Source organism: Streptomyces sp. DSM 40750 (assembly GCF_024612035.1).
Classification (GTDB): Bacteria; Actinomycetota; Actinomycetes; order Streptomycetales; family Streptomycetaceae; genus Streptomyces.
The window spans coordinates 10611950-10636595 of sequence record NZ_CP102513.1 but is presented as its reverse complement, the minus strand read 5'-3'; the positions used below and the strand labels follow the sequence as shown (position 1 = coordinate 10636595).

Here is a 24646-nt window from a genome sequence, read left to right as displayed (position 1 = left end):
GGGTGGGACGAAGGCGTGGCAGGTCACGTGTGGACGAACTCCGGAGGCGGCACGAAGCCGTCGACTTCCCGGCCCGGCAGTGCGGCGAACTCGATGGTGATGACATCGCCGCCGTCGTGGTCGGCCGTCCGGACCGTCGTCTGCCGGACCGGGACGAGATCGCGGGCGTCGCGGACCTGCGCGCCACCGCAGGCCGTGTCGGCGTCCGTCCCCCGTCCCGGTCCGGCAGGCGCGCGGGTCTTGCGACTGCCGCGCCCGGACCGCTCGGTCAGATCTTGGTCTTCTCGCGGACCCAGGCGCCGATCTGTGCGATGGCGGCGTCGGTCTCCGGAACCCGGCCGGCTCCGTAGACGTACGAGTGCTGGCCTCCGGGGACCACCACGGTCGTCGTGTCGATTCCGGCGTCCTTGACGCGGGCGGCGAACTCCTCGTCCTCGCCGGCCAGGACCTCGTACGTTCCCCAGGAGACGAGGGTCGGGGGCAGACCACTCAGATCCGCCCGGTTCAGATTGATCCTGGTGTCCGTGAACTCGATGCCCGTACCCCCGATCCAGGCATCCCGGAAGAACTCCAGCAGATCCTTGCTGAGTATCTTGTCCGTCTCGGCCTTGGTCACCATGGTCTCGTTGGCGATCTCGAGGTCGCACCAGGGGGAGATCGACACGATGGCGCCGGGCAGCGGCTGCTTCTTGTCACGGAGGCGAAGCGCCAGGGCGACGGCGATGAACCCGCCGATCGAGTGGCCGATCGTGATGATGTTTCCCGGCTCGTACCCTTCGGACAGCAGCCAGTTGAAGGCCGCCTCCGCGTCGTCGACCTGGGCCGGGTACTTGTGTTCCGGTGCGCGCCGGAAGTCCAGGACCAGTACGGGGGCCCCGGCGGCCTTGGCGATGTGGCCGGCGAGCTTCCGGTCGACGTGTGCTGACGCCAGAACGGAGCCGCCGGCGTGAGTGTGCAGGAGGACGTGGTCGGTGTTGGCGTCGACCGGTTCGCACCAGATTCCCAGCACGCCACCCGCGTCCACCTCCCGGTAGGTGACGCCTTCCGGCTCCCGGGCCGCGAGATGGACCTGCTCCGCCTGGATGCGCGCCGCATCCAACTCGGACTCGGGAATCACGAGTCCGGCCATAAAGTCCGCGAACTCGATCGCTTCCGGGCTCAGTTCTACAGCAGCGTGATCAGACACGGGGCACCTCCATGGGGCCATTTGGACATACCGGACGGCGCGGACGGGCTTGCCGCGCACCTGACCGCCGCCATCGCGGTACTGGTACTGGGCGGCCGAGCGTTGGTCTTCCCCACGGGCCGGAGGACGTATCGGTCGTGTGTGGCAGCGGCCGTGCCGTTGTCACAGAGGGACTGCCGCAGCGGGGGTCGGAGCCGGCGGTCAGCCGCGGTAGCGGTCGGCCGGGACTCGCTGCGACAGGTTCGGGACGAGCGTCTGGCGCGCCTTCTCGAACGACTCCCAGTCACTGATGTCCGGCAGTGACGGGATGGTGACCGGCTCCCCGGCGTCGAGGCCGGCGAGCGCCGCGTCGACGGTGTCGTCCGCGCTCATGATCCACTCGTCGGGGAACGCCGCGAGGTCGAGGCCGGAGCCGTCCCAGAACTCCGTGCGGACCGCGCCCGGGAGTACGGCCTGCACTGTGACGGGGCTCTCGGCGAGTTCCTGCTGCAGGGCCTGGGTGAACGTCAGGACGTAGCTCTTGGTGCCGCTGTAGACGGCGCTGACGGGCAGGATGTTGAGAGCCAGGGCAGAGGAGATGTTCACCACGGTGCCGTGCCCGCGGGCCGTCAGGCCCGGCAGGACCGCGGTGGTCAGCCTGGTCAGCGAGGTCACGTTGAGGTTGATCAGTGCCTCGGAGGCCGCGGCGTCGGAGGCCGCCAGCGGGGTGAACAACGACCCTCCGGCGTTGTTGATCAGGACCGCGATGCTCTCGTCGGTCCGTAGGCGCTCCTCGACCACGGAGATCTGCGCCGCGTCGGTGAGGTCGGCGGTGACGACGTCCACCGCGCGGCCCGTGCGGCTGCGGATGTCCGCCGCCAGCGTCTCCAGCCGCGCGGTGTTCCGGGCCACCAGGATCAGGTCGTGGCCCCGGTCGGCAAGCCGCTGCGCGTAGGCGGCACCCAGGCCTGCGGACGCGCCGGTGACGACAGCGGTCTTGTTCTGCGTGGTCATGGGGTGGATCTCATTTCTGGGCTGACGGGGTGAGTGGGGGCCGGAGCGTCGACCCCGCTTTAGATTACGATAGCTATCTAAAGGGTTCTGGTCAACGGTCCCGCAATGCCGTCAATCACCGCCCACGGCCGGAGACCGCTCGACGTGCACGCGGGGCTACAGGGTCGGCGGCCGATCAGGTTCGAATGGAGAGTCATCGGGCCGCCTGGTCGCCATGGACGGTTTCGCGCACTGCCCTCACGGCGAGCACGCGGGCACGGCGAACGACACCCCGGAACGGATGCCCCGCACGGCCGGAAGCCGCTTCCGCTTCGGATGCGGGCCCGCGAGCTCCTCGCCTTGCGGCGGCGAGAAGGAGCCGCACGGGAAGAGGACGCCGCGGCCGGCCGCCCGGCACTTCGCGTACGATAGATGCACTTAACTATCTAACGTGGGCGGGTGACTGATGAGTCGGGTTTCGCAAGCACAGGCGCTCGAGAACCGCAGGCGCGCGGTCGCCGCGGCCTCCCAGCTCTTCCGGGAGCGCGGTGTGAACGGCATCAGCGTCGCCGATCTGATGAAGTCCATCGGGCTGACCACGGGCGGCTTCTACAAGCAGTTCCCCTCCAAGGAGGCCCTGATCGCCGAGGCGGCTCAGGCCGCCTTCGGGGACCTCGACCTGCTCCTGGCGTCGTTCGACACGGCCCACAGCGATCACGAGACCGCGCGCGGCGCCCTCGTCGACTTCTATCTGTCGGCCGAGCACCGTGACCAGCCCGGCACCGGCTGCCCCACCGCCGGATTCGCAGGGGACATGGCCCGCGAGCCCACATCCGGGGAAGTACGCGAAACGTACGCGGCCGGAGTCGAGGAATTCGCCGCGTGGATGTCCACCGACACCAGCGAGGGCCTTCCCCTGGTGGCCACTCTGGTCGGCGCGATCCTGCTTGCCCGGGCCACGGCGGGCACCGAACTGTCGGAAAAGATCCTGGAGTCGACCCACAAAGCCCTGACCGCACCACACGACCTTGCTCCGGAATCCTGAACACGGGCTATGAGGATGTGGCCCAACGCCCTGTATTCAAGGGGTTGTTGGGCCGGTCAAGGGGGCTTGCTTCCATGCTTTGGCAAGGACGTTTCCGTAACCGATCTTGCGGAGCCCCGCCGCTGCCGCCGTCCTGACGTCGGGCCGACGACTGCGCGAGACGGTCGACCGAGCCGTGCTCGCGGCCGCCCACGGCCGGCCACCCGCATCCAGCGACGTCACCACGCTCGACCGAGCAGCAGCCGAGGCCCCTGCCCCACCCCGCACACTCCTACCCCGCACACTGCCATCACGGACGACGCCTGGAGCCCGCTGGCGCCACGAGCATCGCCACCGATCCCGCAGCCGCGCCGGCACTGATCGCCCAGGACGCCGTCGATCTGCTCCTGTCCCCCAAGCTCCGGCGCATACGCGTCTACGCACGGACCGCACACCCCGGCAAACTGCGCCCACCACGAACCCCTGGCGCAAACCGCACTCGGCTCACTCGGCGGACCTCATCCGAAATGCCGGGCCAGGGACGCTCTCGATGTCTTCCGCCTGCACGGCGTGGCCACGTTCGCAGCGGATCTGGGCGTCGACGTGCGCGCCGCATCCGCGGTGTCGCGCCAGTACGGCCGGGCCCTCCGGGTCGGCGCGATAGCGGTCGCCCCACTGCAGGAGCCCCATCACGGCCGGGACCAGATCCACGCCCTTGGACGTGATCACGTACTTCGGCCGGCTCCGTGAGCCCGGTTCCTTGTAGGTCTCGGTGGCCAGGATCCCTTCCTCCACCAGCATCCGCAGCCGCGCCGCGAGGAGGTTGCGAGGACAGCCGAGGACGCGTTCGAAGTCACTGAAGCGGGACGAGCCGTACCAGACCTCGCGCAGGATCAGGATCGTCCACTTCTCCCCCACGACCTCGAGGGTCCGGGCAATCGAGCAGTTCGACATGTCCCGGTCGAGACGGGAGTCCATGCCGGCGTCCTGGAGAGCTTCGGTCCTCGCATCCATGCGGGTGACCCTAACCCCACCTGAGTTTACTTTTATATACTCAGGAAGTAGCGTCATGACCCAGCACATCAACCCGGCCGCACGCGAGAAACGGGCGCGCAGGGGGACCTGCGCGAAGAATCACATCGACCACCCGAACCACCCACGCAGAGAGGCGGCCGACATGAAGGCATTCGTCGTCGAGAAGTACGGCAAGGACGGCGCGCGCGCCGCAGAGGTACCCGAGCCCACGGTCGGAGACCGCGACGTCCTGGTCAGAGTGAGCGCCGCCAGTATCAACCCGCTGGACAAAATGGTCCGCAACGGGGAGTTCAAGCAGCTCCTGAAGTACAAGCTTCCGTTCGTGCTCGGCCACGACGTGGCCGGCGTCGTGACGCGGGTCGGCTCCGCCGTACACGGCATCGAAGTCGGCGACGAGGTCTACGCCCGTCCGCGCGACCTGCGGATCGGAGGCTTCGCGGAGTTCATCGCGATCGACATGGACGATGTCGCGCCCAAGCCGGCCTCCCTCACCCTCCAAGAGGCAGCCGCCGTGCCGCTGGTGGCCCTGGCCGCCTGGCAGGTTCTCGTCGACCGTGCCCACGTGAAGCCGGGTCAGAAGGTGCTCATCCACGCCGGTGCCGGTGGCCTCGGCTCGACAGTCATCCAGCTCGCCAAGCATCTCGGCGCCACAGTGGCGACGACCACGAACACCGACACCGAGAAGTTGGTCAGGAGCCTCGGCGCCGACGTCGTCGTCGACTACACCAAGGAAGACTTCTCGAAGGTGCTGTCCGGCTACGACCTGGTGCTGGACTCCCTGGGCGGAGCGAACCTCGAGAAGTCGCTGACCGTGTTGAAGCCCGGCGGCCTGGCCATCAGTGTCGTCGGCCCGCCGGATGCCGGCTTCGCCAAGCAGCTCGGCGCCCCATCCTTTATGGGCCTGGTCATGAATACGCTCAGCCGCAAGATCCGCAAGCAGGCGAAGGCGCTGAACGTGCGCTACGAGTTCTTCTTCATGCAGGCCAACGGCTCCCAGCTGCGCAAACTCGGCGCCCTCTACGACAGCGGGAAGCTCCGCCCGGTCGTCGACAGCGCCTTCCCGTTCGACCAGACGCTCGAGGCGATGGCGCATGTCGAGCAGGGCCGCACCAAGGCCGGCAAGGTCGTGGTCTCGATGGTGCCCGACAACGACTGAGACGGTGCCGGCCACAGAGCCTCCGTCCAGCACGGTCACCGGAGGGGCGACGACGCCGCCGGCGATCCAAGGGCGGCACGGTCACGGAGAGCCGCCGCCGCAGGCGTCTCGGTGCCATTCCGCAGGCCATATGGCTCGCACAGCACGCCACGCGGCTCTACGCCGACCCGAGCCATGGTTGGTTAGGCCCCCCGCACCCGTTGAGCAGAAGCTGCACCTGAGGGCGGGGCCTGACGGCCGGGCCGCCGCGCCACCGCGATGCCGGTGACCGGTCCGCCGGTCTCCTGCTCGACCAGGCCGGCCGGCATGCGGTACTTGTGTCGGACACCGTTCCGCAGGCAGCCCCACCACTGTCCCTCGATGCCACAAAGGAGTGTGCGATGGGAACGTACGAGGATGTCTTCCGCGCCAGTACCGAGGACCCGGAGAGCTTCTGGCTGAAGGCGGCAGAGGGCATCGACTGGGATGCCACTCCGCAACGGGCCCTGGACTCCTCGGGCGCACCGTTCTACCGCTGGTTTCCCGACGGTCGGCTCAACGTCTGCTTCAACGCGCTCGACCGGCACGTCGAAGCCGGCCGCGGCGAACAGCCCGCGCTCGTCCATGACTCCCCCGTGACCGGCACCCGCCGCACCTACACCTACGCGCAGCTGAGGAACGAGGTGGCGGCCTTCGCCGGAGCGCTCGCACAGCTCGGCGTGGGGCACGGCGACCGCGTGGTGATCTACATGCCGATGGTTCCCGAGGCCGCCGTCGCGATGCTGGCCTGTGCGCGCATCGGCGCGGTCCACTCGGTCGTCTTCGGCGGGTTCGCCCCGCACGAACTCGCCCTCCGCATCGACGACGCGACCCCCAAGGTGGTCGTCTCCGCCTCCTGCGGCATCGAGGGCAAGCGTGTCATCGCATACAAGCCCCTGCTCGACCGGGCCATCGAACTCGCCGTCCACAAGCCGGAGAAGAGCGTGATCCTGCAACGCCCGCAGGAGCCGGCCGCCCTGGGGCCGGACGATCTCGACTGGGCCGACCTGGTCGCCGCCGCGCCACCGGCCGACTGCGTTCCCGTCCCCGCCACCGATCCCCTGTACATCCTCTACACGTCAGGAACGACCGGAAAGCCCAAGGGAGTCGTACGCGACTGCGGCGGCTACGCGGTCGCCCTGCACTGGTCGATGGGCGCCGTGTACGACGTGGGCCCGGGCGAGACGATGTTCACCGGCTCCGACGTCGGCTGGGTCGTCGGGCACTCCTACATCGTCTACGCGCCGCTGCTGGCCGGCGCGACGACGGTCCTGTACGAGGGCAAGCCGGTCGGCACCCCGGACGCGGGCCAGTTCTGGCGCGTCGCCGCCGAGCACCGGGCCAAGACCATGTTCACGGCGCCCACCGCCTTCCGCGCGATCAGGAAGGAGGACCCGAAGGGTGCGCTCACCGCCGGCTACGACCTCTCCCACTTGCGCTATCTCTTCCTCGCCGGTGAGCGCCTCGACCCCGAGACGTATCACTGGGCGAGCGCGCTCCTGGGCGTCCCGGTGATCGACCACTGGTGGCAGACCGAGACCGGCTGGCCCATCGTCGCCAACCCGGTCGGCATCGAAGCCGCTCCCCTCAAGCCCGGCTCCCCCACCCGCCCACTGCCGGGCTGGGACGTCCGCGTCCTCGACCCCTCGGGTGAGCAGGCGCCCGCGGGCGTCGACGGTGCGATCGTCGTGAAGCTCCCCCTGCCGCCCGGCGCACTCCCCACGCTCTGGAACGACGACGACCGCTACGTCGCCTCCTACCTCTCCGCCTACGACGGCTACTACCTCACCGGCGACAGCGGCCACATCGACGAAGACGGCTACGTCTTCGTCATGGGCCGCACCGACGACGTCATCAACGTCGCCGGACACCGGCTGTCCACCGGCAGCATGGAAGAGGCCCTGGCCGCCCACCCCGACGTCGCCGAATGCGCCGTCATCGGCGTCGCCGACGAACTCAAGGGACAGATCCCGCGCGGCTTCGTCGTCCTGAAAGCCGGCAGCAACCGCGAACCGAGCCAGGTCGAGGCCGAACTCGTCCAACTCGTACGCGAACGCATCGGCGCCGTCGCCTCCCTCAAGGACGTCACGGTCGTGGCCGCCCTGCCCAAGACCCGCTCGGGAAAGATCCTGCGCAAGACCATGCGCGGCATCGCCGACGGCCGCGAAGAACCCATCCCGTCCACGGTGGACGACCCCGGCGTCATCGAGGTCCTGCGCCCGGTCCTCCGCCGCGCCGGTCACACCCCGTGAACGGCTGACAGCGCCCTGGCCGACGGTGGGCGAGCGCGTACACCGGACTCCGCGCGGCACGGCCCGTCGGCCAGGGCGACGTGGTGCCGCAACACCTGCTCGGCGAGCTTCCCGAGGTGTGGAAGTACGAGGTCATCGCCTCCGTGGCGCCAGTGGCGTTGCCCGGACACATCGCCGCCGTTCTGGATTTCCTCGAGCGCGGCCTCGGTACTCGAAGCCCGGCGGGCGGCAGGAGATGCCACCCGCCGGGCTCGGCGTTTTCCGGACGGTGCGCGGCTGGTGCGCCGCCGCGTCAGATGGACCGCTCAGGTGTGATCTTGAGCCACCGGCACGGCCGGTCCGGGCGGAACTGCGCATTCGGAACCGGTGGTCGTGTGGAGGGACCGGCGCGCGGTGGTCAGCCGATCTTGGTCATGCTCCACTGCTGAGGAGTACCGCTGTTGGATGTGTACTGGATCACCGAGCTGCCCTCGGTCGTGACGTTCCCGTTGTCCAGGGCTTTGCCGCTGCGGCGGTTGACGAGCTTGTACCGTCCGCCGCCCAGCGAGGAGATGGCCCACTGCTGCGGGGTTCCGCTGTTGGAGGTGTACTGGATGACCGAGCTGCCCTCGGTGGTAACGTTGCCGTTGTCCAGGGCCTTGCCGCTGCGGACGCACACCAGCTTGTAGTAGCCGTGGCCCATGTGGGTGAGCCTCCACTGCTGGGGGGTGCCGCCGTTCTGGGTCCACTGGATGACGGAGCTGCCCTGGGTGGTGACGTTGCCGTTGTCGAGGGCCTTGCCGCTGTTGGCGCTCACCAGCCGGTAGACACCCTCCGGCAGGACCGCCGGCATGCCGCTGACCTCGACGCAGACCACCGAGACGTCGGCGTTGGGCGCGTTGGCCGGCACGGCGACGTTGATGGTGCCGCCGCTGACGGTGTAGGAGAGCGAGGTGGACGGGGCGTTCAGCAGGTGGACGCGGTTGATGGTGTTGTGGACCTCCGGGATCCGCAGGACGCCGTCCGTGGGCCAGGTGAAGACGTGGGCGAACAACTTGCCGTCCTTCTTGGTGACCTTGCCCCAGGACGGTTCGGCGGCGAAGGGGCTGCCGCTGGTGCCGTAGATGCTGTCGCCGTAGGTGCCCATCCAGGAGGCGAAGCCGTTGAGGACGTTCACGGTGCCCGAGGTGATCGTGCCGTCACCCTTGGGGCCGACGTTGAGCAGGTAGTTGCCGTCCCGGGAGACGACCGTGACGAACTCCCTCAGGAGGTCCCGGACGGACCGGTAGGAGCTCTCCCGCGACTGGTTGTAGCCCCAGGCGCCGTTCATCGTGACGCAGGTCTCCCAGGGCCGCTCCAGCGGCGTCGGCGGGACCTTCTCCTCCGGGCACATGAAGTCGCCGAGACCCAGATCGCGCTTGACCCGCTCGTTCACGACGAGTCCGGGCTTGCGGCTGATCAGCCAGTTGTACAGGTCCTGGCCGTCCGACTTGATCCACCAGTCGTTGAGCGTGGGGGTCGACGGGTTGCCGCACCAGTCGCCGTCGAACCACAGCACGGCCGGGTCGTAACGGTCCAGCAGCTCCTGCAACTGCGCCTTCATGTCGGCGATGTAGGCGGTACGGGCGGCCTGCGAGGCCATCGTCGAGAAGGTGGCGCTGCGGTTGATGGTCTGGGAGGAGTGGTTCCAGTCCAGGATCGAGTAGTACAGCCCGAACTTGACGCCCCGGCTCTCGCACTCCGTCTTCAACTGCGCGAGCAGGTCGGGCTGGTAGCCGCTGTAGTCGCGCAGGTTGTACTGCTTGGTGCCCGTGGTGTCGGTGAAGCTCGCCACGTCGGAGTTCCACATCGCGTAGCCCTCGTGGTGCTTGGCGGTGATCACGAGGTACTTCATGCCGGCGTTCTTGGCCATCTCGGCGATGGTCGCGGCGTTGAAGGAGGTCGGGTTGAAGTGCGCGCTGACCTGGTTCTGGTAGTCGGCCTTGGACCAGTTCTCGCTGTGGAACGCCCACTCGCCGTGACCCAGGTAGGAGTAGGACCCGAAGTGGATGAACATCCCGAACCGGGCCTGGTACCACCAGTCCATCTTCGAGGGGACCGTGTACGCCTCGGCGGTGGACGGCCACAGGGCCTGCGGCAGCCCGAAGGCCGCCACTCCTCCGGCGAGTGCGGCGGCCTTCATCAGAGAGCGTCTGCTGAGGGAGGCAGAGGACATGGTGCGGCTCCATGTGTCAGGGGAGGAAGGGCAGGGCGTGAGGAGCGGAACGCCGACATGGCGGCCGTGCTCCGTGTCGCCCACACAAGACATCGGATGGATTTATAGGAGCACGATGGCCACCACGTCTACAGGTGAGACGAGATTCGCCCAAAACACGGAAGCAAATGGGGAGTTCTGGGACATGCTCAAGCATGGAAGATCACTCATCCAGCGGAGCGAATGCTATACATCGGAGCTCTTGAGCCCGCCTCTCAATCAGAGACCCGGCACCCGGGCTCCACGGCGTAGTCGGGCGGCGGAACGGAACCCGTGGAGCGCCCTCGGCGTGGGCCCCGTTCAGACGAGCCCGGAGCACCGCCCGTGGGGCTCGTGGATCCTCGACCGCGAGATGGGCGGTGTCGGGGATCTCCAGGGCGGCGTGAGCGATGCCCGCCACGGGCAGCCCAGGCGTAGCTCTTACGTCACGCACCGCTCTGGCGAGCGGCCTTGCGAAGCGAGTCCCAGAGGGTGTCGATGTGGCCGGGCAGCGTCGTCGGCGCGCCGATTGCGACCCGAATCGCGAAGTGACCGTCGACCGATGTGTGCGTGAGGAACGAATGCCCTTCGGCGTTGACCGCCTCCATTGCCGCCTTGGTGGCGTCGTCGTCGGGGTGGCCGTCCCGGTCGACGAGATACAGGCATACGAGTGCCAGTGACGGCGGGGCGGCCAGGGCGAAGCCCGGCTCGCTCTCGATCCTGCCGGCCAGGGAGTCGGCCATGGCGACGTGGCCGCGGATGCTTTCGCGCAGGCCTTCCAGTCCGGCGCCGTGCACCACCGACCAGATCTTCAACGCACGCATACGACGGCCCAGCGGGACCTGCCAGTCGCGGTAATCGATGACTTCGCCCGAATCCGTCGCAGCGTTACGCAGGTACTCCGGCGTGATGGACAGCGCTGTCGGCAGCGCTCGGGCATCCCTCACCCACATGAAAGAGGCGTCGAAGGCGGTGTAGAACCACTTGTGTGCGTCGGTGCAGAACGAGTCGGCGAGGTCCGCGCCGTCCAGGAGCCAGCGGAACTCGGGACACAACGCCGCGACTCCCGCCCACGCGGCGTCGACGTGCACCCACGCCTCGTACTCACGCGCTGCCAGGGCGACGTCCCTGACGGGGTCGATGGCACCCGTGCCGGTTGTTCCCACGGTCGGGCAGACCATGACCGGCCTCTTTCCGGCGGCTGCGTCCTTGGCCAGCATGTCTGCCAGGGCGTCCGCCGACATGGACAGCGTGCCCTGCGTAAAAGGGACGATCCTCAATGCTCGCGCACCGAGCCCGGCCACACGCACGGCCTTGGCCAGGGACGAGTGGGTCTCGGCAGTGACGTACACCGTCTCGGTGCCGTCCACGCCGTGTTCGCGCCAGTCCGGGTTGCCGCGCTGCAGCGCGGCCAACAGCGCCACCAAAGATGCCGACGAGGCCGAATCCTGCAGCGAACCGCCTCCGCCCCCGGCGAAAGTGAACTCGCGACCAAGGCCCAGCGCCTCCGCCAGGCCGTCGAGCAGGACCTGCTCGATCTCCGTCCCGGCCGGCGATGACGACCAGAGCATTCCCTGCGCTCCGATCCCGCCCGATGCGATGTCACCGAGGAGCGACAGGAGTGACGCGTTCGCTGGGAAGTAGCCGAAGAATCCTGGGTGCTGCCAGTGGAGCGACGAGGGAACGACCACGTCGTTGAGCAGGGCGACGAGATCATCGCCCAGCGCTTCGGACGGTTGCTCGGGCAGTTCACGAGGAAGCTGAGCCTTCACGGAGCCCGGTGAGACATTCGGCTGCACGTGCAGGGAGGGGAGCGAGGCGCGGTATTGGGCGACCCAGTCGACCAACTGGTGGCCCTGGCGGCGGAATTCATCTGGCTCGAGATCAGGCACGCTTTGTCCTATGAGGTCGTGATGGTCATGGCGAGGGGCTGGACGCCCACCTGGGCGCGGGGGGGGGATCAGGCGCCCAGGGTGAGGTGGCCGGTACCGGATCCAGAGGCCCTCGATGCCGCGTACCGACTGGTGCCGCACCAGAGCCTTACGTCTACAGTTGTAGATTAATAGCTCCAAGGTAATCCCTTACCGGGTTGCTGGGAAGGGGGGCGCCCTGTGGACCACTCTCACGGCAGCTGGGCCGGCCGGACCCATCGCCACTGAGCCGTACGGCCGTCCACCGCTTCACGTGGGACCGGCACGGCGCCTTGCCCAGCCATGGAAGGTTCTCAGTCTGGCCGCAATGGTGCCGACCATAGCCACCAGCATGCAGGCGTCTACCCGTTGGTAAGGTGTCACCATGCCCAAGATCGTGGACCACGACGCGCGGCGTGAAGAGATCATCGAAGCTGTATGGCGCCTTGTCGCGCGGCGAGGATTCGCGGCGCTGAACATGCGGGATCTCGCCGCCGAAGCGGGATTCACCAACGGGGCGCTCGCACGGTACTTTCCCACCAAAGCAGCGATTCTGCGGGCCTCGCTGGAGCGTGCCAACGCAGCCACCGAGCAGCGGGCCGCCCGCACCATCGCCGGTGCCAATGGCGTGAACGCGTTCCGCAAGTTCTGCGTCGAGATCATGCCCCTGGACGACGAGCGTCTCAACGAGGCCCGCGTTGTCATCGGCTTCTGGAACTACGCGGTAGCCGATGAGGAACTGATCGACGTCTTCGACCAGGCAATATCGCGCTGGCGCGATCAGATGCTCTCGTATCTGCGCACTGCGGCTGAAGCGGGAGAGATCAACCCGTCCTGCGATCTCGATGCGTTCCTGGACCTTGTGATGGCCACGCTGATGGGACTCCAGATCAACGCGATCTTCGCGGCTCGCCTGACCACACCCGCCCGCCAGATGCGGATACTCGACGGACTCATCGCGGGGTTGCAGACCGGCACCTCATGATCTGAGCACGCAGGCGCAGAAGTACCGCCCGCCGGCGTCATGAACATTTCGCAGCCCCCTGACCAAGGACGGCTTCGAGACGCAGTTCGGCAGCAATCACGCGAACTGGCAGCACGGTTCGATGCCCGACCTGTACACCGCCGGAGGCGCACGGCGCTGCCTGATACCCACCATGCGGGCCGCGCTGTCCGGCCACGGCCGCGCCTACCAGGACATCGCGGCCGCCAGAACCCACCTCGTCGATGATCCCGACTGCACCGGCGCGGTCGGGATCATCGGCTTCTGCATGGGTGGCTTCTTCGCCCTCATGGCGGCAGGCAGCGGAATCTTCGACGCCACCTCCGCCAACTACGACCAACCCCCAAGGACATGGACAAGGCCCTGGCCGACGCCTGTCGGATCGTCGCCAGCTACGGAGGCCGCGACCGACAGCTCAAGGGAGCGGCGGCCAGGCTCGACTCCGCCCTCGACCGGCTCAGCGTCCTACACGACGTGAAGGAATACCCCCAGGCAGGCCACGCCTTCCTCCGCCGACCGCTACGGCGGCCGGACGCGGCGGCGTCAGACCGGGTCGCAGGGAGCGCTTCGCGGGCCGACGGGGATGGGCTCCGGCGGCGGCGGGAGGCGGGAGGCGGGAATGTACGGCCGACGGTCCCGCCTGTCACAGCCTCCAGGGGCGCACCTCCAGAACTCCCCCGCCGGGAGTGCTCCCCGCACCGCGCGCCACGCCATCGATGGCTCAGGCAGCCGCCAGCTTTCGGATGCGCGGGTGGTTCTCCAGCGCCCACCGCACGGTCTTCGGCGGGCGTCCGAGCAGGGTTTCCAGCTGGTCCGTGACGCCGCGGTATCCGCCGCCGCCCATCAGCCGGGTCAGGGTCTTCAGGTGTTCCGCGGTGTGCGGAAACGCGGCCAGGGCGGTGTCCACGTAGGTCTCGTTCCAGGTTTCGACGTCTTCGGGAACGTACGTGACCTGGCGTCCCAGCGCGGCCGCGTAGTCCTCCGCGAACCCGTGCATGTCCTTCAGTTCCGGGCCGTTGAGGTCGTAGGACTTCGAGATGTGCGGCGCCGGGTCGAGAAGGATCTTCACGCACAGCTCCGCCACGTCGTAACCCGCGATGGGCGCGAGCTGGTGGTGGCCGAAGGGCAGGCACAGTTCACCCCTGCTCAGCGGCTCCAGCGCCAGCCAGGTCATCAGCGGGTTCTCGACGAACATGGCCGCCCGGATGTTGACGGTCGGCAGGCCGGCCCAGTCCAGCACCTGTTCGGCGACCCAGTGGGCCCGCTGCTGCGGCGACCACTGCGTGACGAGCCCGCCGAGCCACGCACGCCGCTCTTCCTCCGGCGCGGTCATCTTCTCGAACGTCATGAAGGACTGCTCGTACTCGGAGATGTTGACGAAGACCTCGATGTCACCCTGGGCCCGCGCCGCCGCGGCCATCAGGCTGACGGCGTCGGTGTAGTACGGCGACAGGCTCATGCTGAAGTAGATGCGGCGGACGCCCTTCAGCGCGGCCGTCACGTCGGCGATGTCGAGCAGGTCGCCGACGAAGACCTCGGCCCCGGCCTGGCGGAGCGAGTGGGCGCGTTCGTCGTCCTGGCGCACGAACGCGCGCACCGGGTGCCCTTGTTCGAGCAGCATGTCGACCATCGTCCGGCTCACACCACCGATTTCTCCGGCGGCACCGGTGATCAGGATGGGATTGCGCTCTGGCATCAATATGTCCTCTGTCTGGTGGTGGGGGGAGTCAGCTGTTGAGAAAGCCACGGGGCGGATGCCGCGTGGCGTCATCGGGACGCGGGGCCGTCGATGCTGGTGAGGAAGTCGAGGAGTGCGGCGTTGACCTCGGCGGGACGCTCCTGCTGTGTCCAGTGGCCGCAACCCGGCAGCACCACCGGGCCGTGCAGGAGAGGCGCGACAGCGGTCAACGGGTTGCCCGACCCGCCCTGGCCACGGAGCATTTCGCTCAGCGAAGGGCCCCCGTCCGGGCCGCGCAACGAGGTGACCATGTCGCGGTCTCCCACCACGTACAGCGCGGGGACATCGATCCCGCGCCCCCGGAAGGGCGCGAGCAGTTCGTTGTTTCGCTCCATGTTCCGGTACCAGTTGAAGGCTCCGGTGAACGCCTGCTCGCCGTGCAGGGCGAAGTCCTCGGCGTACGCCTGGATGTCCTCCTCCGTCAGCCAGGCGGGAAGTGCGGGCGACTCCGGCATGGTGTCCAGGAGGCCCAGACCATCGGGTATGACCAACGGGCGGGGCTCTTTACCGAGGGGGTTGTCGCCGGAGGCCCCGACCAGGAGGCGGCGCAAGGAGTCAGGGATGTCCTTGGCGAACTCCGCGTCGGCGACTCCCGGCTGCTGGATGTAGACCTGGTAGAAGCCCTCGCCGTACTGGGTGCGGGTGATCGAGGGCGGGACCATCCCGCCCGGCAGAATGGGCGGAATACTGAGTCCGGCCACCGCGCGGACCTTGTCCGGGCGCAGCATCGCCGCGGTCCAGGCGACGGGTGCGCCCCAGTCGTGACCCACGACGACCGCCTGCTCCTCCCCCAGTTCCTCGATCAGGGCGATCACGTCGCCGACGAGGTGGAGCAGGGTGTACGACGCCACGTCCGACGGCTGCTCGCTGCGGGCGTAGCCGCGCTGGTCGGGGGCGACGACCCGGTACCCGGCCGCCGCCAGCGCCTCGAACTGGTGACGCCAGGAGTACCAGCTCTCCGGCCAGCCGTGCAGCAGCAGGACCAGCGGCCCCTGCCCCTGCTCGGCGATGTGCAGTCTGACCCCGTTCACGTCGACGAAGCGGTGGGTGAGCGAACTTTCCACAGGGAATTCCTTTGAATCGGTGAGTGCGTGCTACTGCTTCAGCTGGGCGTACATGGCGTCCAGGTCGGCGGACAGCTGGGACTTGACCCAGCGGGTGGTGTCGTCGGCCAGCACCTCGTGCGCCCCTGCCTCGATGCCGTCGAGTGCGGCCACGGCGATGTCGCGGGGATCGGCCTTGGGTGCGTCGACGCCCGCGGTCATGTCGGTGTCCACGTAGGCCATGTGGAGCCCGGTCACCGCGATGCCGCGCGGCTGCAACTCCAGGCGCAGAGAGTTGGTCTGCGACCACAGGGCGGCCTTGGAGGCGCCGTAGGGCGTGCCGTCGGCCAGCCAGGACAGGGCGGAGTGGGCGTTGAGGATGTGGCCCCCGCCGTTGCGCTCGATGATCGGCACGAAGGCCCGGGTGACCAGCAGCGGCCCGTAGAAGTTGGTCTCCAGGTCCCGGCGCACGTCCTCCATCGGGGAGTTGAGGTACGAAGCGCGGACGGAGGCCCCGGCGTTGTTGATCAGGATGGTGACGTCCTGGGCCTGCTCGGCGGCGGCTGCCACGGATGCCGGGTCAGTGGCCTCGAGCGCCAGCGGAACGGCATCGGGGTGGGTCACCGAGCGCGGGTCACGGGCCGTGGCGTAGACCTTGCCGGCCCCGCGCGTGTAGAGCTCCTCCACCAGCATCTTGCCGATGCCACGGCTGCCTCCGGTGACGAAGACGTTGGCGCCCTTGACTGCTGTCATGACTACCTCCACAAAGAGGGAAACCGATCGGTTCCACCACCGTAAACCGATCGGTTTCGTCATGCAAGTCGGTCGAGCCGCGGATGACCACGGCGCGCAGTGTCGAGGTGGAGTCGGGCGGAGCTCAGGCTTCGAGTGCTGGTCTCGTATCCGTCGGCGGAGTCCGTACTCGCCCGGCACAGGCCGGTGAAGCCGCGAGCCCTCGACAGTGATCGACGTGGCCTGGCTGGGTCTCAGGCGGAGTTCAGCGGAATGACTTGAGGGTGGCGCGCTGTACGGCTCGGTGTTCGCCGGCGTGCCCGGCCGGCGCCGTGCGGGCCGGCCTGGGTCGGCGACCAAAGCGGCCGACCGTCGGCGGCGCAAGGACCGCTCGAGTACTGCGGGCGTGTGGGCGAGGCTCGCGACGACGGGGAAGACAGGCGCGACGGCCCCGACGCCTTTGCAGTGACGCGAGAGCGTCGTCCGCGCAGCGATCGCCGAGTTCGCACCCCACGGGCACTACGGCACTTCCGCAGAGGCGATTGGTGTCGCACAGCCCTGCCTGTTCCGGCCCTTCCCGGACAAAAGGCGGTCACTGTCGCCGCTTTGGTGCCAAGTGTGGAAGACACCCGCCTGGCCTTCGAGCGGGCGGCCGACGGGGCGGAGGACGGCGAGCAGGCCCTGCGTGCCATGGTGCACGAGTACGCGCGGCTGATCTCGACGCGCCCCGAGATGCTCCTGATGCAGATGCGGGGATACGCCGTCGTCGCGGCCGCGAAGGCAGAGGGCGATGACCAGATGGGCGAGCTCCTCCGGGTCGGCTGGATGAGACTGTGGGAAACCGTGCACCTGTCGCCGGAAGCCGACGCCCAAGGGACCACAAGCTTCTTTGCCTGCGGCATGCTGGGCACACTCTTATGGCCATCGGCCCTTTCTCCGACGATCGGGAAGCAGGGGCGTGAAACCCGCGGGCGCTGCTCCGGCTGCCGGAGAAGGACATCAACCTGGAAGAGCGTTCGGTCGCCGAGCCCGCACGGGGACGGGAGCGTCAGCGCATGCCTGCCGCATCGAGCAGCGCGGCCACTGTGGGCGCGATGAGCCCGTTCAGGTTGTCGGCCTGGATTCCCGCGCGGGCACTGGCACCGTCGAAGACCAGGATGAGCTGCCGGGCCAGCAGGTCGGGATCGCTCGCGCCACCCTGTTCGGCCTCGGCGCGGAAAAACCCCGTCAGGTTCGCCTTGATGCCGTGGGCCACCCGGCTCGCGGGGTGACTCTGATTCTTGAGCTCGATCTGTACGGCCAGGTACCGGCAGCCTCGGAACTCGGGCAGGCCTGCCTGTGATTGCACCTGCTCGAAGACGTGCAGGATCCGCTCGCGGTGGGAGCGGCCATCGTCCGCCGGCGGCAGGAGTCCGGCCACGAAGGCGGAGGCGCGTTCCTTCAGGCTCGCCGCCAGCAGTTCGTCCTTGCTCTCGAACAGCTGGTACATGGAACGCTTCGACACGCCCGCCGCCTTGCACAGCGCCTCGACGCCGATGCCGACACCGTCTCGATAGGTGAGCGTGGCCGCTGCCTCCAGCAGCCGTTCTCTGGGGCTTGACTTCACTTCGGTGGTCATACCATGAGGTTAACTCGAATCGGGCGAAATAGAAACCGATCGGTTTCCAGGGGGGGGTCGGGCAGGCGCCCGGCGCCGTGCGGACACCTGAAGTCCGCCCAGAGACTCGGCGACGATCTTGAGGGATAGACCGTCGCCGAGCCCTGATGGTGTGCGCGCCTCTCGTCACCACGGGGCGCCGCACACAGGGGACCACTCCGCACCAATGGCCCCGCCCGTGATGATCTATGAGCGCGTTCCGTTACGCCGGAACAGCGGTCTTCTCGGGCTTCGTCTCGGCGGGGATGCGGTGCAGCCCCCTGCGGTCGTACCAGCCCGTCACACCGAAGCCGAAGAGTGCGGCCGGCGCGAGGCCGACGGCCATCATCACGCAGCCACGGGTCAGAGATCGTGGACTCACGGCACGAGTCGGTGACGGTACGGCAGTGTGAGAACCTGGCCGGCGAGCCACGGGACCAGGGCCGGAGCCGATTTGGCGTGGCCGGAGTGGTTTCGCAGCGGGGGCGCCGCCGCACCCGGCGAGGCGCGGGCGCCAAGGGCCCGAAGACCACGCCGAACAGCGCACGGGTCCCGGTACAGGGCGGCGTTCGCCATCGGCCGAGCGGGGTCATTCTGGCCAAGGGGATCAGACACACACGAGGACCGCCCCGGACATGCCCTCCCCTCACTCCCGGTAGCCCGGACTCTGCCGTGGAGGGGCTCCTCGGCCTCGCGGCGATCAGGCGCCTTTGGGGGTCAGCCTCGGCTCCGGAAGTCAGTCCCGGACGACGCTGCTGATCGCGGCGCGGAGGTCGTCATCTTCCGTTTCCGCGCGTGCCGGTGGGAGAGGGGAGGCACTGGCGGGGTTGAGCGAGTCGAAGAGCAGGGCCATGAAGCGTGCCCGCATGGACGGCGTGGTGCCGGGGAGCGCGAGGCCGGCGATGCCCATGACGAGGAAGTGCGGAATGTCGTCCGCGGTGAGGTCGGTCCGGATCTCGCCCTGCTCCTGTGCGTGCTCAAGGAGGGGGCGGAGGGACTCACTGAGGCGCTGGAGGGCGTCCACGGCGACGTCGGCGAAGTTGGCGGCGAAGGTGACCAGTCCCCGCTCCTCGGTGATCAGGTCGAGTAGCCGGGTGGCGATGTCCAGGAGGGTCTGGCGCGGGTGGCGGGAGGACGTGGCGTCGTTGATCAGTGGGAGGAGGTCGGTCTCGAGGATGTCGTCGAGGACGGCCCGGACGATGGCCTCCCGGTTGGGGAAGTGCCGGTAGAGCGTGGCGATGCCCACGCCCGCCTCGGCGGCGATCTGCTCCAAAGAGCCCTCACCCGCGCCGAGGACATTGCGTCCGGCCGCAATGATGCGCTCCACGCTGGAGCGGGCGTCAACCCTGCGGAGCCGGCGTGTGCGCGGTGCGGCGTTCGGCATCTCTGACCCTCCCGTATCTGCACCGCAGACTACTCAATCACCCGCGCGTTGATAGCACCCTACCGCTCTGATAGTCACCTATCGTTTTGGTAGTACCCTCTCACTTCGTTCGGATGCGCGTGCCCGACAGGGTGCGCCGGAGAAGGGAGAAGGGTGTGTCTGTACTGCTGTACCGGCTGGGGCATTTCGCCTACGCCAGGCCCTGGTATGTGATCGCCGGCTGGGTGGCGGTGGTGTCCGCCGTGGTGGCGCTGCTCGCGGTCAACCCCGTCAAGCTGAGCAATGAGGTACGCATCGACGGCACCCCCGCCCAGGAGGTCATCGACGATCTGGCGCAGTCCCTCCCCGAGGCGTCCGGCGGGCAGGGCATGTTGGTGTTCCGCGCGCAGGACGGGATCCGGGTCGACGGCGAGGACAGCCGCGCCGCTCTCATCGCCGCGGTGGACGCGGTCTACCGCCACGACCACGTCATCGACGCCCGCGAGGTCCTCGCCGCCGAACTGTCCAAGGGGGAGAAGAGCCCGCTGCTGCAGGCCCAGGCGGCGGTGGCCGAAGCCGCCGGGCAGCCGACGGCGGGCAAGGTGCCGGCCCCGCTGATGCAGGACGGCCAACCGGTGCCCGGGGTCGTCGTCTCTGCCGACGGCTCCACCGCCCTGATGCAGTTCCAGTTCGACGAGCAGACCTATGAGCTGCCCTCCGGCACGATCGACAGCACCGTCGAGGCCGCCGAGCGGCAGGCCGAACGAGCCCACCTCGACGTCCTGCCGTCGGCAGCGATGATGGAGATACCCGAGATCGTGGGCGTCGGTGAGATCGTCGGCGTCGTGGTGGCGGCCATCGTCCTGCTGGTCACCCTTGGGTCGGTCGTGGCGGCCGGCCTGCCCCTGGTCATCGCGCTGGTCGGTGTCACGGTGGGCGTCGGCGGTGCCTTCACCCTCTCCACGGTCTTCGAGATCCACTCGCTCACCGCCGTACTGGCCCTGATGCTGGGGCTCGCCGTCGGCATCGACTACGCCCTGTTCATCGTCAACCGGCAACGGCGGCTGATCCTGGACACCGGCCTGGACGCGCACGAGGCGACCGGCCGCGCCATCGGCACCGCCGGCAGCGCGGTCTTCTTCGCCGGCAGCACCGTCATCATCGCCCTGGCCGGGCTGTTGGTGGTCGGTATCACCCTGCTCAGCACCATGGCCCTCGCCGCCGCGGCCACGATCGCCATCACCGTCCTGCTCGCCCTGACCCTGCTACCGGCGCTCCTGGGCCTGGTCAAGGAGCGCATCTGCTCGGCCAGGACCCGACGCACGGCGCAGCAGCAGGCCTCCGCCGCCGCACAGACACGGGCCACCCGTTGGGGATCACGCCTGGTCCGCCACAAGTACCCCGCTCTCACCGCGGCGTTCCTGATCCCCCTGGTTCTGGCGCTGCCCGCCCTCGACATGAGGATGGGTCTGCCGTCCGGCGCCAGCTACAACCCCGACACCGCACAGCGGCAGAGCTACGAGGAGGTCAGCGACACCTTCGGCCCCGGCTACAACGGCCCCCTCATGCTCGTCGCCCGCTCCTCCGACAGCGGGCGGCCGCTCACTCCCACGGCCCTCGCCGCGGTCGTCTCCGACCTGAAGGACACCGAGGGCGCCACTTCGATCTCTCTGGCAGGTATGAACACCGCCGGCACCGTGGCCGTCCTCAGTCTCATCCCCGGCGACGGACCGAACGACGACGGCACCAAGGACCTCGTCACCTCCGTGCGGGAGAAGAGCCGGGAGATCCGCGAAACCCATGGCGTCACCATCGGCATCACCGGCTTCACCGCCCTCGCGATCGACGTGTCCGACCGCCTCGGGGACGTCCTGCCCCTCTACGTGGCCACCGTTCTCGGGCTCTCGCTGATCGTCCTGCTCCTGGTCTTCCGCTCGGTTGTTGTCCCGGTGATGGCCACTCTCGGCTTCCTGCTCAGCATCGCCGCCACCTTCGGCATCACCACGGCCGTCTTCCAATGGGGCTGGCTGCAGGCGCTGTTCGGACTCGACGCGAGCGCACCCGTGGTGAGCCTGCTGCCCATCATCGTCACCGGCGTGCTCTACGGACTGGCCATGGACTACCAGGTGTTCCTGGTCACCTCGATGCGCGAGGCCCGCATGCACGGCGCCGACCCGCTCGACGCGACCGTCTCCGGATTCGCCCGGGCGAGCGCCGTCGTGATCGCCGCGGCCACGATCATGGTCTCGGTCTTCGCCGGATTCATCTTCAACGCGCAGCCCATGATCAAACAGGCGGGATTCGCACTGGCGGCGGGCATTCTCATCGACGCGTTCGTCATCCGCATGACGTTCGTCCCGGCCACCATGGCGCTCGCACGGGAGAAGGCCTGGTGGATTCCCGTGTGGCTGGACCGCCTCCTGCCCGACCTGGACGTCGAAGGCGACAAACTCGCGCAGAGGATCCCGCTTCCCCATCCCGCCGCTCCCCTGCAGCACGCCACCGCGCAGAAGACCTGACGCGCCGATGGCGAGCATGTGCCCGCCGGCAACGCCGAGCCCGCGGTCGTGGCCGCGGTGCCGGTGTCATCCTCGCCTCGCTCGACGGTGGCGCCGACAGGCGCGCGATGACGGTCTGCGGTGGCCCCACCTGGTGGTCCTGCGGGTGAGCGGCAGTGGGGCCGCCTCGGGACGTCACGCGCCGCTCTTCAACCAGGTGGGGCCCGGTGGCCAATATTGAGGGGCCGCTGAACGACGTCGATATCTGGTCACCGCAGCCGCGATCCGGGGCCTGACACACCGGGTGAACCCAGCCCTGTCGGATCCTGGGACACCGGACGGATTCGGCGGGCTGCGGGCAGTCACGTACCGCTGTGCCGCAGACTGGCACAGATCGCTTGACCGACCAGGGGATGGATTTCATGGCTGACCGGCCTTTGACGCTGATGGCAGTGCACGCCCACCCGGACGACGAGGCTACGGGAACAGGGGGTGTCCTGAGGCGTTATGCGGCGGAGGGCATCCGCACGGTGCTCGTCACGTGCACCGACGGTAGCTGCGGTGACGGTCCGGGGGGTGCCAAGCCGGGCGACCCCGGGCATGATCCGGCCGCCGTTGCCGTGATGCGTCGAGGCGAGCTCGAAGCGAGCTGTGACGTCCTGGGGGTCGGTCATCTTGAGCTGCTCGGGTACGCCGACTCCGGGATGATGGGCTGGCCGGCCAACACCGCGCCCGGATCGTTCTGGAGTACACCCGTGGATGAGGCAGCCGCTCGGCTGGCCGAACTGATGCTGCGTTACCAGCCTGATGTCGTCGTGACCTACGACGAGAACGGGTTCTACGGCCACCCCGATCACATCCAGGCGAACCGGATCACGATGGCAGCGCTGTCGCTGACCGGGATGGCGTCGAAGGTGTACTGGACGACGGCGCCGCGCTCCATGATGAAGGAGTTCGGGCAGATCATGCGCGAGTTCGGCGCGGAATGGGAGGAGCCCGATCCGTCCGAGGCCGGAGAGGGGCCCGAAATCGGCCTGCCCGACGAGGAGATCACCACGTGGGTGGACACCACCGAGTTCGGCAGCCAGAAGTTCGACGCGCTGGCCGCGCATGCCAGCCAGGGTGAGAACATCTTCTTCCTGCGGATGGGCAAGGAGAGGTTCACGCAGCTCATGGGCGTGGAGACGTTCGTCCGGGTCCACGACACCACCGGCGCGCCCCTGCCCGAGAACGACCTCTTCGCCGGCCTGCGCTGAGCTCCGGCCGGCGGTCGCCCCTCGGACACACGGAGAACCGCAGCCCGCACACGCTGCGCCCCGAGCCGGGACTCCCAGGAGGACGGCCGGCTCCTGGCCGCACTCCGGCAAGGTCACCGACCTCTTCGAGCGGCTCACCGCCGCCTCCGGTCTCCCGCCCGTCCGGCCGCACGACCTCCGGACGGCGCGGCCACCTTCATGCTCGCCGCCGGCGTTGTCGAAGCCTTCTTCGAGGCGGACGACGCGCGTCCTGTCCTCGTTGATGGCCAATCGCCTTGGCGCCAGTCACACCGCGAGCTGCTGCTTGACCTGCGGGGCCTGTTCCTCGCTGACGCACAAGGCGACCAGATCGTCGGCATGGCGGATCACCACGGGGATGCCCGGCTCCTGACGCGAGCGGGAGAGGTCACACGAGCCTGACCGGTCCGGCGTTGATCGGCAGGCGGATGAGGAGGTAGGGCTTGCGGCGCAGGTCCTGGCCCTCATGGAATGGTGACAGGCGGTTGAGCTGGTTGGCGATGGCGTACAGGTGCCGGTCCGTGGCGATGGACAGGGTGTCGGTCCAGAGCAGGTCGGCCCCTTGGGCGAGGGTTTGGTAGGTGCCGTTCGGGTTTCTGCGCCAGATCGTGTTGTGTTCCAGGTCGCCGCCGTAGAGGCGTCCCTTGTCGTCGCTCTCCAGGCCGTCGGCCATCGGCTTGAACCCGTGGTCCTCGACGGTCGCCGCGACGTCGGTGTCCGTGGCGTGCGGGTCGGCGAGGGCGTCGGTGGACACGCTGTGCAGGCGGCGGCTGGACAGCGGGCAGTAGTAGAGGCGTGTGCCGTCGGCGCTGAGAGCGATGCCGTCGGAGCCGGTCTCGTAGTGGACGGGCTCGCCGCCGGCGGGGCGGACCATGAAGGGCTCGCCGTCGATGATGGGAAGGAAGTCCTTGTCCGGGAGCGCGGAGGGGTGTCCGGTCAGTCGCCGCCAGGAGCGGCCGGTGGCGAGGTCGACCACGATGATGCCGTTGGAGCCGCCCGAGTCGGTGATGAACGCCGTGCCTTCGGCGCCGCGCCGCAGGTCGAGGCGTACGTCGTTGGGGTAGCTGTTCGCCGGCACCACCTCGGGCGGGAAGAGGATCTTCCGTACGATCCGGTCGGTGCGCAGGTCGACGGCCACGAGCTTGGGGCCGCCGTAGGAGGAGCCGGCGAACAGCGGGCTTCCGGTGTCGAGGATCCACAGCCGGTCGGCCGCATCGACGACGACGCTCTGTACCGACTGGAAGTGCCCGGCCAGGTCGGAGGCGTCCTGGCGGTTGACCTCGGCGTCGGGGTAGGCCACCGGCTTCCCGCCGCGCAGTTCGGCGACGGTGAAGGGGACGTCGTCGCCCCAGCGGGGGAAGTTGACGAAGATGCGGCCGCGGCGCGAGACGGTGACACCCGTGGGCATCGCGCCCCAGAAGCGGGCAACGACCTCGTAGTTTTTGGCTGTTGAACCGGACGTGGAGGTGGAGGCGGAGGCGGGTCCGGCGAGTTGGGTGGCGGCCAGCGAGGCGGTGGTCGCGGTGAGGAACGTACGTCGTTTCATGGGAGCGTCTCCTGTTGGGTCAAGTCGCTGGAGGGTGCGGCGGGTTGC

Annotated in this window: 22 protein-coding genes and 1 pseudogene; 11 read left to right on the top strand and 12 right to left on the bottom strand. The window is 68.6% G+C overall.

Features of this window, described 5'->3' with window-relative positions; translation table 11 throughout:
* Positions 1-268: 268 nt before the first annotated feature.
* Positions 269-1186, bottom strand: coding sequence for an alpha/beta hydrolase (locus JIX55_RS46500; RefSeq protein ID WP_257561871.1), 918 nt, complete (start codon positions 1184-1186; stop codon positions 269-271).
* Positions 1187-1387: 201 nt separating this feature from the next.
* Positions 1388-2179, bottom strand: a complete 792-nt coding sequence (locus JIX55_RS46495) for an SDR family NAD(P)-dependent oxidoreductase (RefSeq protein WP_257561872.1) — start codon at positions 2177-2179, stop codon at positions 1388-1390.
* A gap of 445 nt (positions 2180-2624) precedes the next feature.
* Here JIX55_RS46495 and JIX55_RS46490 point away from each other — a divergent pair, with 445 nt between their 5' ends.
* Positions 2625-3203, top strand: coding sequence for a TetR/AcrR family transcriptional regulator (locus JIX55_RS46490; protein WP_257561873.1), 579 nt, complete (start codon positions 2625-2627; stop codon positions 3201-3203).
* 483 nt (positions 3204-3686) lie between these two features.
* Here JIX55_RS46490 and JIX55_RS46485 read toward each other — a convergent pair whose 3' ends face one another.
* Positions 3687-4160, bottom strand: a complete 474-nt coding sequence (locus tag JIX55_RS46485; protein ID WP_306820108.1) for a winged helix-turn-helix transcriptional regulator — start codon at positions 4158-4160, stop codon at positions 3687-3689.
* A gap of 199 nt (positions 4161-4359) precedes the next feature.
* Between JIX55_RS46485 and JIX55_RS46480 the strand changes: the two genes are divergently transcribed.
* Both JIX55_RS46480 and JIX55_RS46475 read left to right on the top strand, forming a co-directional pair.
* A complete protein-coding gene (locus JIX55_RS46480) occupies positions 4360-5373 on the top strand; it encodes an NADP-dependent oxidoreductase (RefSeq protein WP_257569209.1) in 1014 nt (337 codons plus the stop codon).
* A gap of 380 nt (positions 5374-5753) precedes the next feature.
* A complete protein-coding gene (locus JIX55_RS46475) occupies positions 5754-7643 on the top strand; it encodes a propionyl-CoA synthetase (protein WP_257561875.1) in 1890 nt (629 codons plus the stop codon).
* Between the two features lie 397 nt (positions 7644-8040).
* Here JIX55_RS46475 and JIX55_RS46470 read toward each other — a convergent pair whose 3' ends face one another.
* Positions 8041-9837 carry an alpha-L-fucosidase gene (locus JIX55_RS46470; RefSeq protein WP_257561876.1) on the bottom strand — a complete coding sequence of 599 codons (1797 nt, stop codon included), beginning with the start codon at positions 9835-9837 and terminating at the stop codon, positions 8041-8043.
* A gap of 464 nt (positions 9838-10301) precedes the next feature.
* Positions 10302-11747 (bottom strand): pyridoxal phosphate-dependent decarboxylase family protein, encoded by a 1446-nt coding sequence (locus JIX55_RS46465; protein WP_257561877.1) that lies wholly within the window; start codon positions 11745-11747, stop codon positions 10302-10304.
* A gap of 403 nt (positions 11748-12150) precedes the next feature.
* On the opposite strand from JIX55_RS46465, the gene JIX55_RS46460 reads away from it, so the two are divergent.
* From JIX55_RS46460 to JIX55_RS51215, 3 genes are all read left to right on the top strand, one after another.
* On the top strand, positions 12151-12750 hold the full coding sequence (locus JIX55_RS46460) for a TetR/AcrR family transcriptional regulator (RefSeq protein WP_257561878.1): 600 nt from the start codon (positions 12151-12153) through the stop codon (positions 12748-12750).
* Between the two features lie 121 nt (positions 12751-12871).
* The gene (locus tag JIX55_RS51220; RefSeq protein WP_331606373.1) at positions 12872-13246 is read left to right on the top strand and encodes a dienelactone hydrolase family protein; all 375 of its coding nucleotides are present in this window, start codon (positions 12872-12874) and stop codon (positions 13244-13246) included.
* On the top strand, positions 13132-13587 hold the full coding sequence (locus JIX55_RS51215; RefSeq protein ID WP_331610010.1) for a dienelactone hydrolase family protein: 456 nt from the start codon (positions 13132-13134) through the stop codon (positions 13585-13587). The genes JIX55_RS51220 and JIX55_RS51215 overlap by 115 nt, the downstream gene beginning before the upstream one ends.
* Here the strand turns inward: JIX55_RS51215 and JIX55_RS46450 are convergent.
* The 3 genes from JIX55_RS46450 to JIX55_RS46440 all read right to left on the bottom strand — a co-directional run bounded on the left by JIX55_RS46450 (position 13490) and on the right by JIX55_RS46440 (position 16302).
* A complete protein-coding gene (locus tag JIX55_RS46450) occupies positions 13490-14464 on the bottom strand; it encodes an NmrA family NAD(P)-binding protein (RefSeq protein WP_257561879.1) in 975 nt (324 codons plus the stop codon). The two genes, JIX55_RS51215 and JIX55_RS46450, sit on opposite strands and share 98 nt — an antisense overlap.
* Positions 14465-14535: 71 nt before the next feature.
* Positions 14536-15570 (bottom strand): alpha/beta fold hydrolase, encoded by a 1035-nt coding sequence (locus JIX55_RS46445; RefSeq protein WP_257561880.1) that lies wholly within the window; start codon positions 15568-15570, stop codon positions 14536-14538.
* 30 nt (positions 15571-15600) lie between these two features.
* On the bottom strand, positions 15601-16302 hold the full coding sequence (locus tag JIX55_RS46440) for an SDR family oxidoreductase (protein WP_257561881.1): 702 nt from the start codon (positions 16300-16302) through the stop codon (positions 15601-15603).
* Between the two features lie 597 nt (positions 16303-16899).
* On the opposite strand from JIX55_RS46440, the gene JIX55_RS46435 reads away from it, so the two are divergent.
* On the top strand, positions 16900-17379 hold the full coding sequence (locus JIX55_RS46435) for a hypothetical protein (protein WP_257561882.1): 480 nt from the start codon (positions 16900-16902) through the stop codon (positions 17377-17379).
* Here JIX55_RS46435 and JIX55_RS46430 read toward each other — a convergent pair.
* From JIX55_RS46430 to JIX55_RS46420, 3 genes are all read right to left on the bottom strand, one after another.
* Entirely contained in the window at positions 17330-17899 is a 570-nt protein-coding gene (locus JIX55_RS46430; RefSeq protein WP_257561883.1) for a TetR/AcrR family transcriptional regulator, read from the bottom strand. The two genes, JIX55_RS46435 and JIX55_RS46430, sit on opposite strands and share 50 nt — an antisense overlap.
* Positions 17900-18140: 241 nt before the next feature.
* Positions 18141-18299, bottom strand: coding sequence for a hypothetical protein (locus JIX55_RS46425; protein ID WP_257561884.1), 159 nt, complete (start codon positions 18297-18299; stop codon positions 18141-18143).
* 354 nt (positions 18300-18653) lie between these two features.
* Positions 18654-19301 (bottom strand): TetR/AcrR family transcriptional regulator, encoded by a 648-nt coding sequence (locus JIX55_RS46420; RefSeq protein WP_257561885.1) that lies wholly within the window; start codon positions 19299-19301, stop codon positions 18654-18656.
* 155 nt (positions 19302-19456) lie between these two features.
* Here JIX55_RS46420 and JIX55_RS46415 point away from each other — a divergent pair, with 155 nt between their 5' ends.
* From JIX55_RS46415 to JIX55_RS46405, 4 genes and pseudogenes are all read left to right on the top strand, one after another.
* Positions 19457-21799 (top strand): MMPL family transporter, encoded by a 2343-nt coding sequence (locus JIX55_RS46415; protein ID WP_257561886.1) that lies wholly within the window; start codon positions 19457-19459, stop codon positions 21797-21799.
* Positions 21800-22200: 401 nt separating this feature from the next.
* Positions 22201-23034, top strand: a complete 834-nt coding sequence (locus tag JIX55_RS46410; protein ID WP_257561887.1) for a PIG-L family deacetylase — start codon at positions 22201-22203, stop codon at positions 23032-23034.
* An 88-nt stretch (positions 23035-23122) separates the two neighbouring features.
* Positions 23123-23250 (top strand): annotated as a pseudogene (locus JIX55_RS51710) (tyrosine-type recombinase/integrase); the annotation flags it as partial.
* On the top strand, positions 23233-23454 hold the full coding sequence (locus tag JIX55_RS46405; protein ID WP_257561888.1) for a hypothetical protein: 222 nt from the start codon (positions 23233-23235) through the stop codon (positions 23452-23454). The pseudogene JIX55_RS51710 and the gene JIX55_RS46405, both read left to right, overlap by 18 nt.
* On the opposite strand, the gene JIX55_RS46400 is transcribed toward JIX55_RS46405, so the two are convergent.
* Complete coding sequence (locus JIX55_RS46400) at positions 23441-24598, bottom strand: major royal jelly family protein (RefSeq protein WP_257561889.1); 1158 nt, start codon at positions 24596-24598, stop codon at positions 23441-23443. The two genes, JIX55_RS46405 and JIX55_RS46400, sit on opposite strands and share 14 nt — an antisense overlap.
* Positions 24599-24646: the final 48 nt, after the last annotated feature.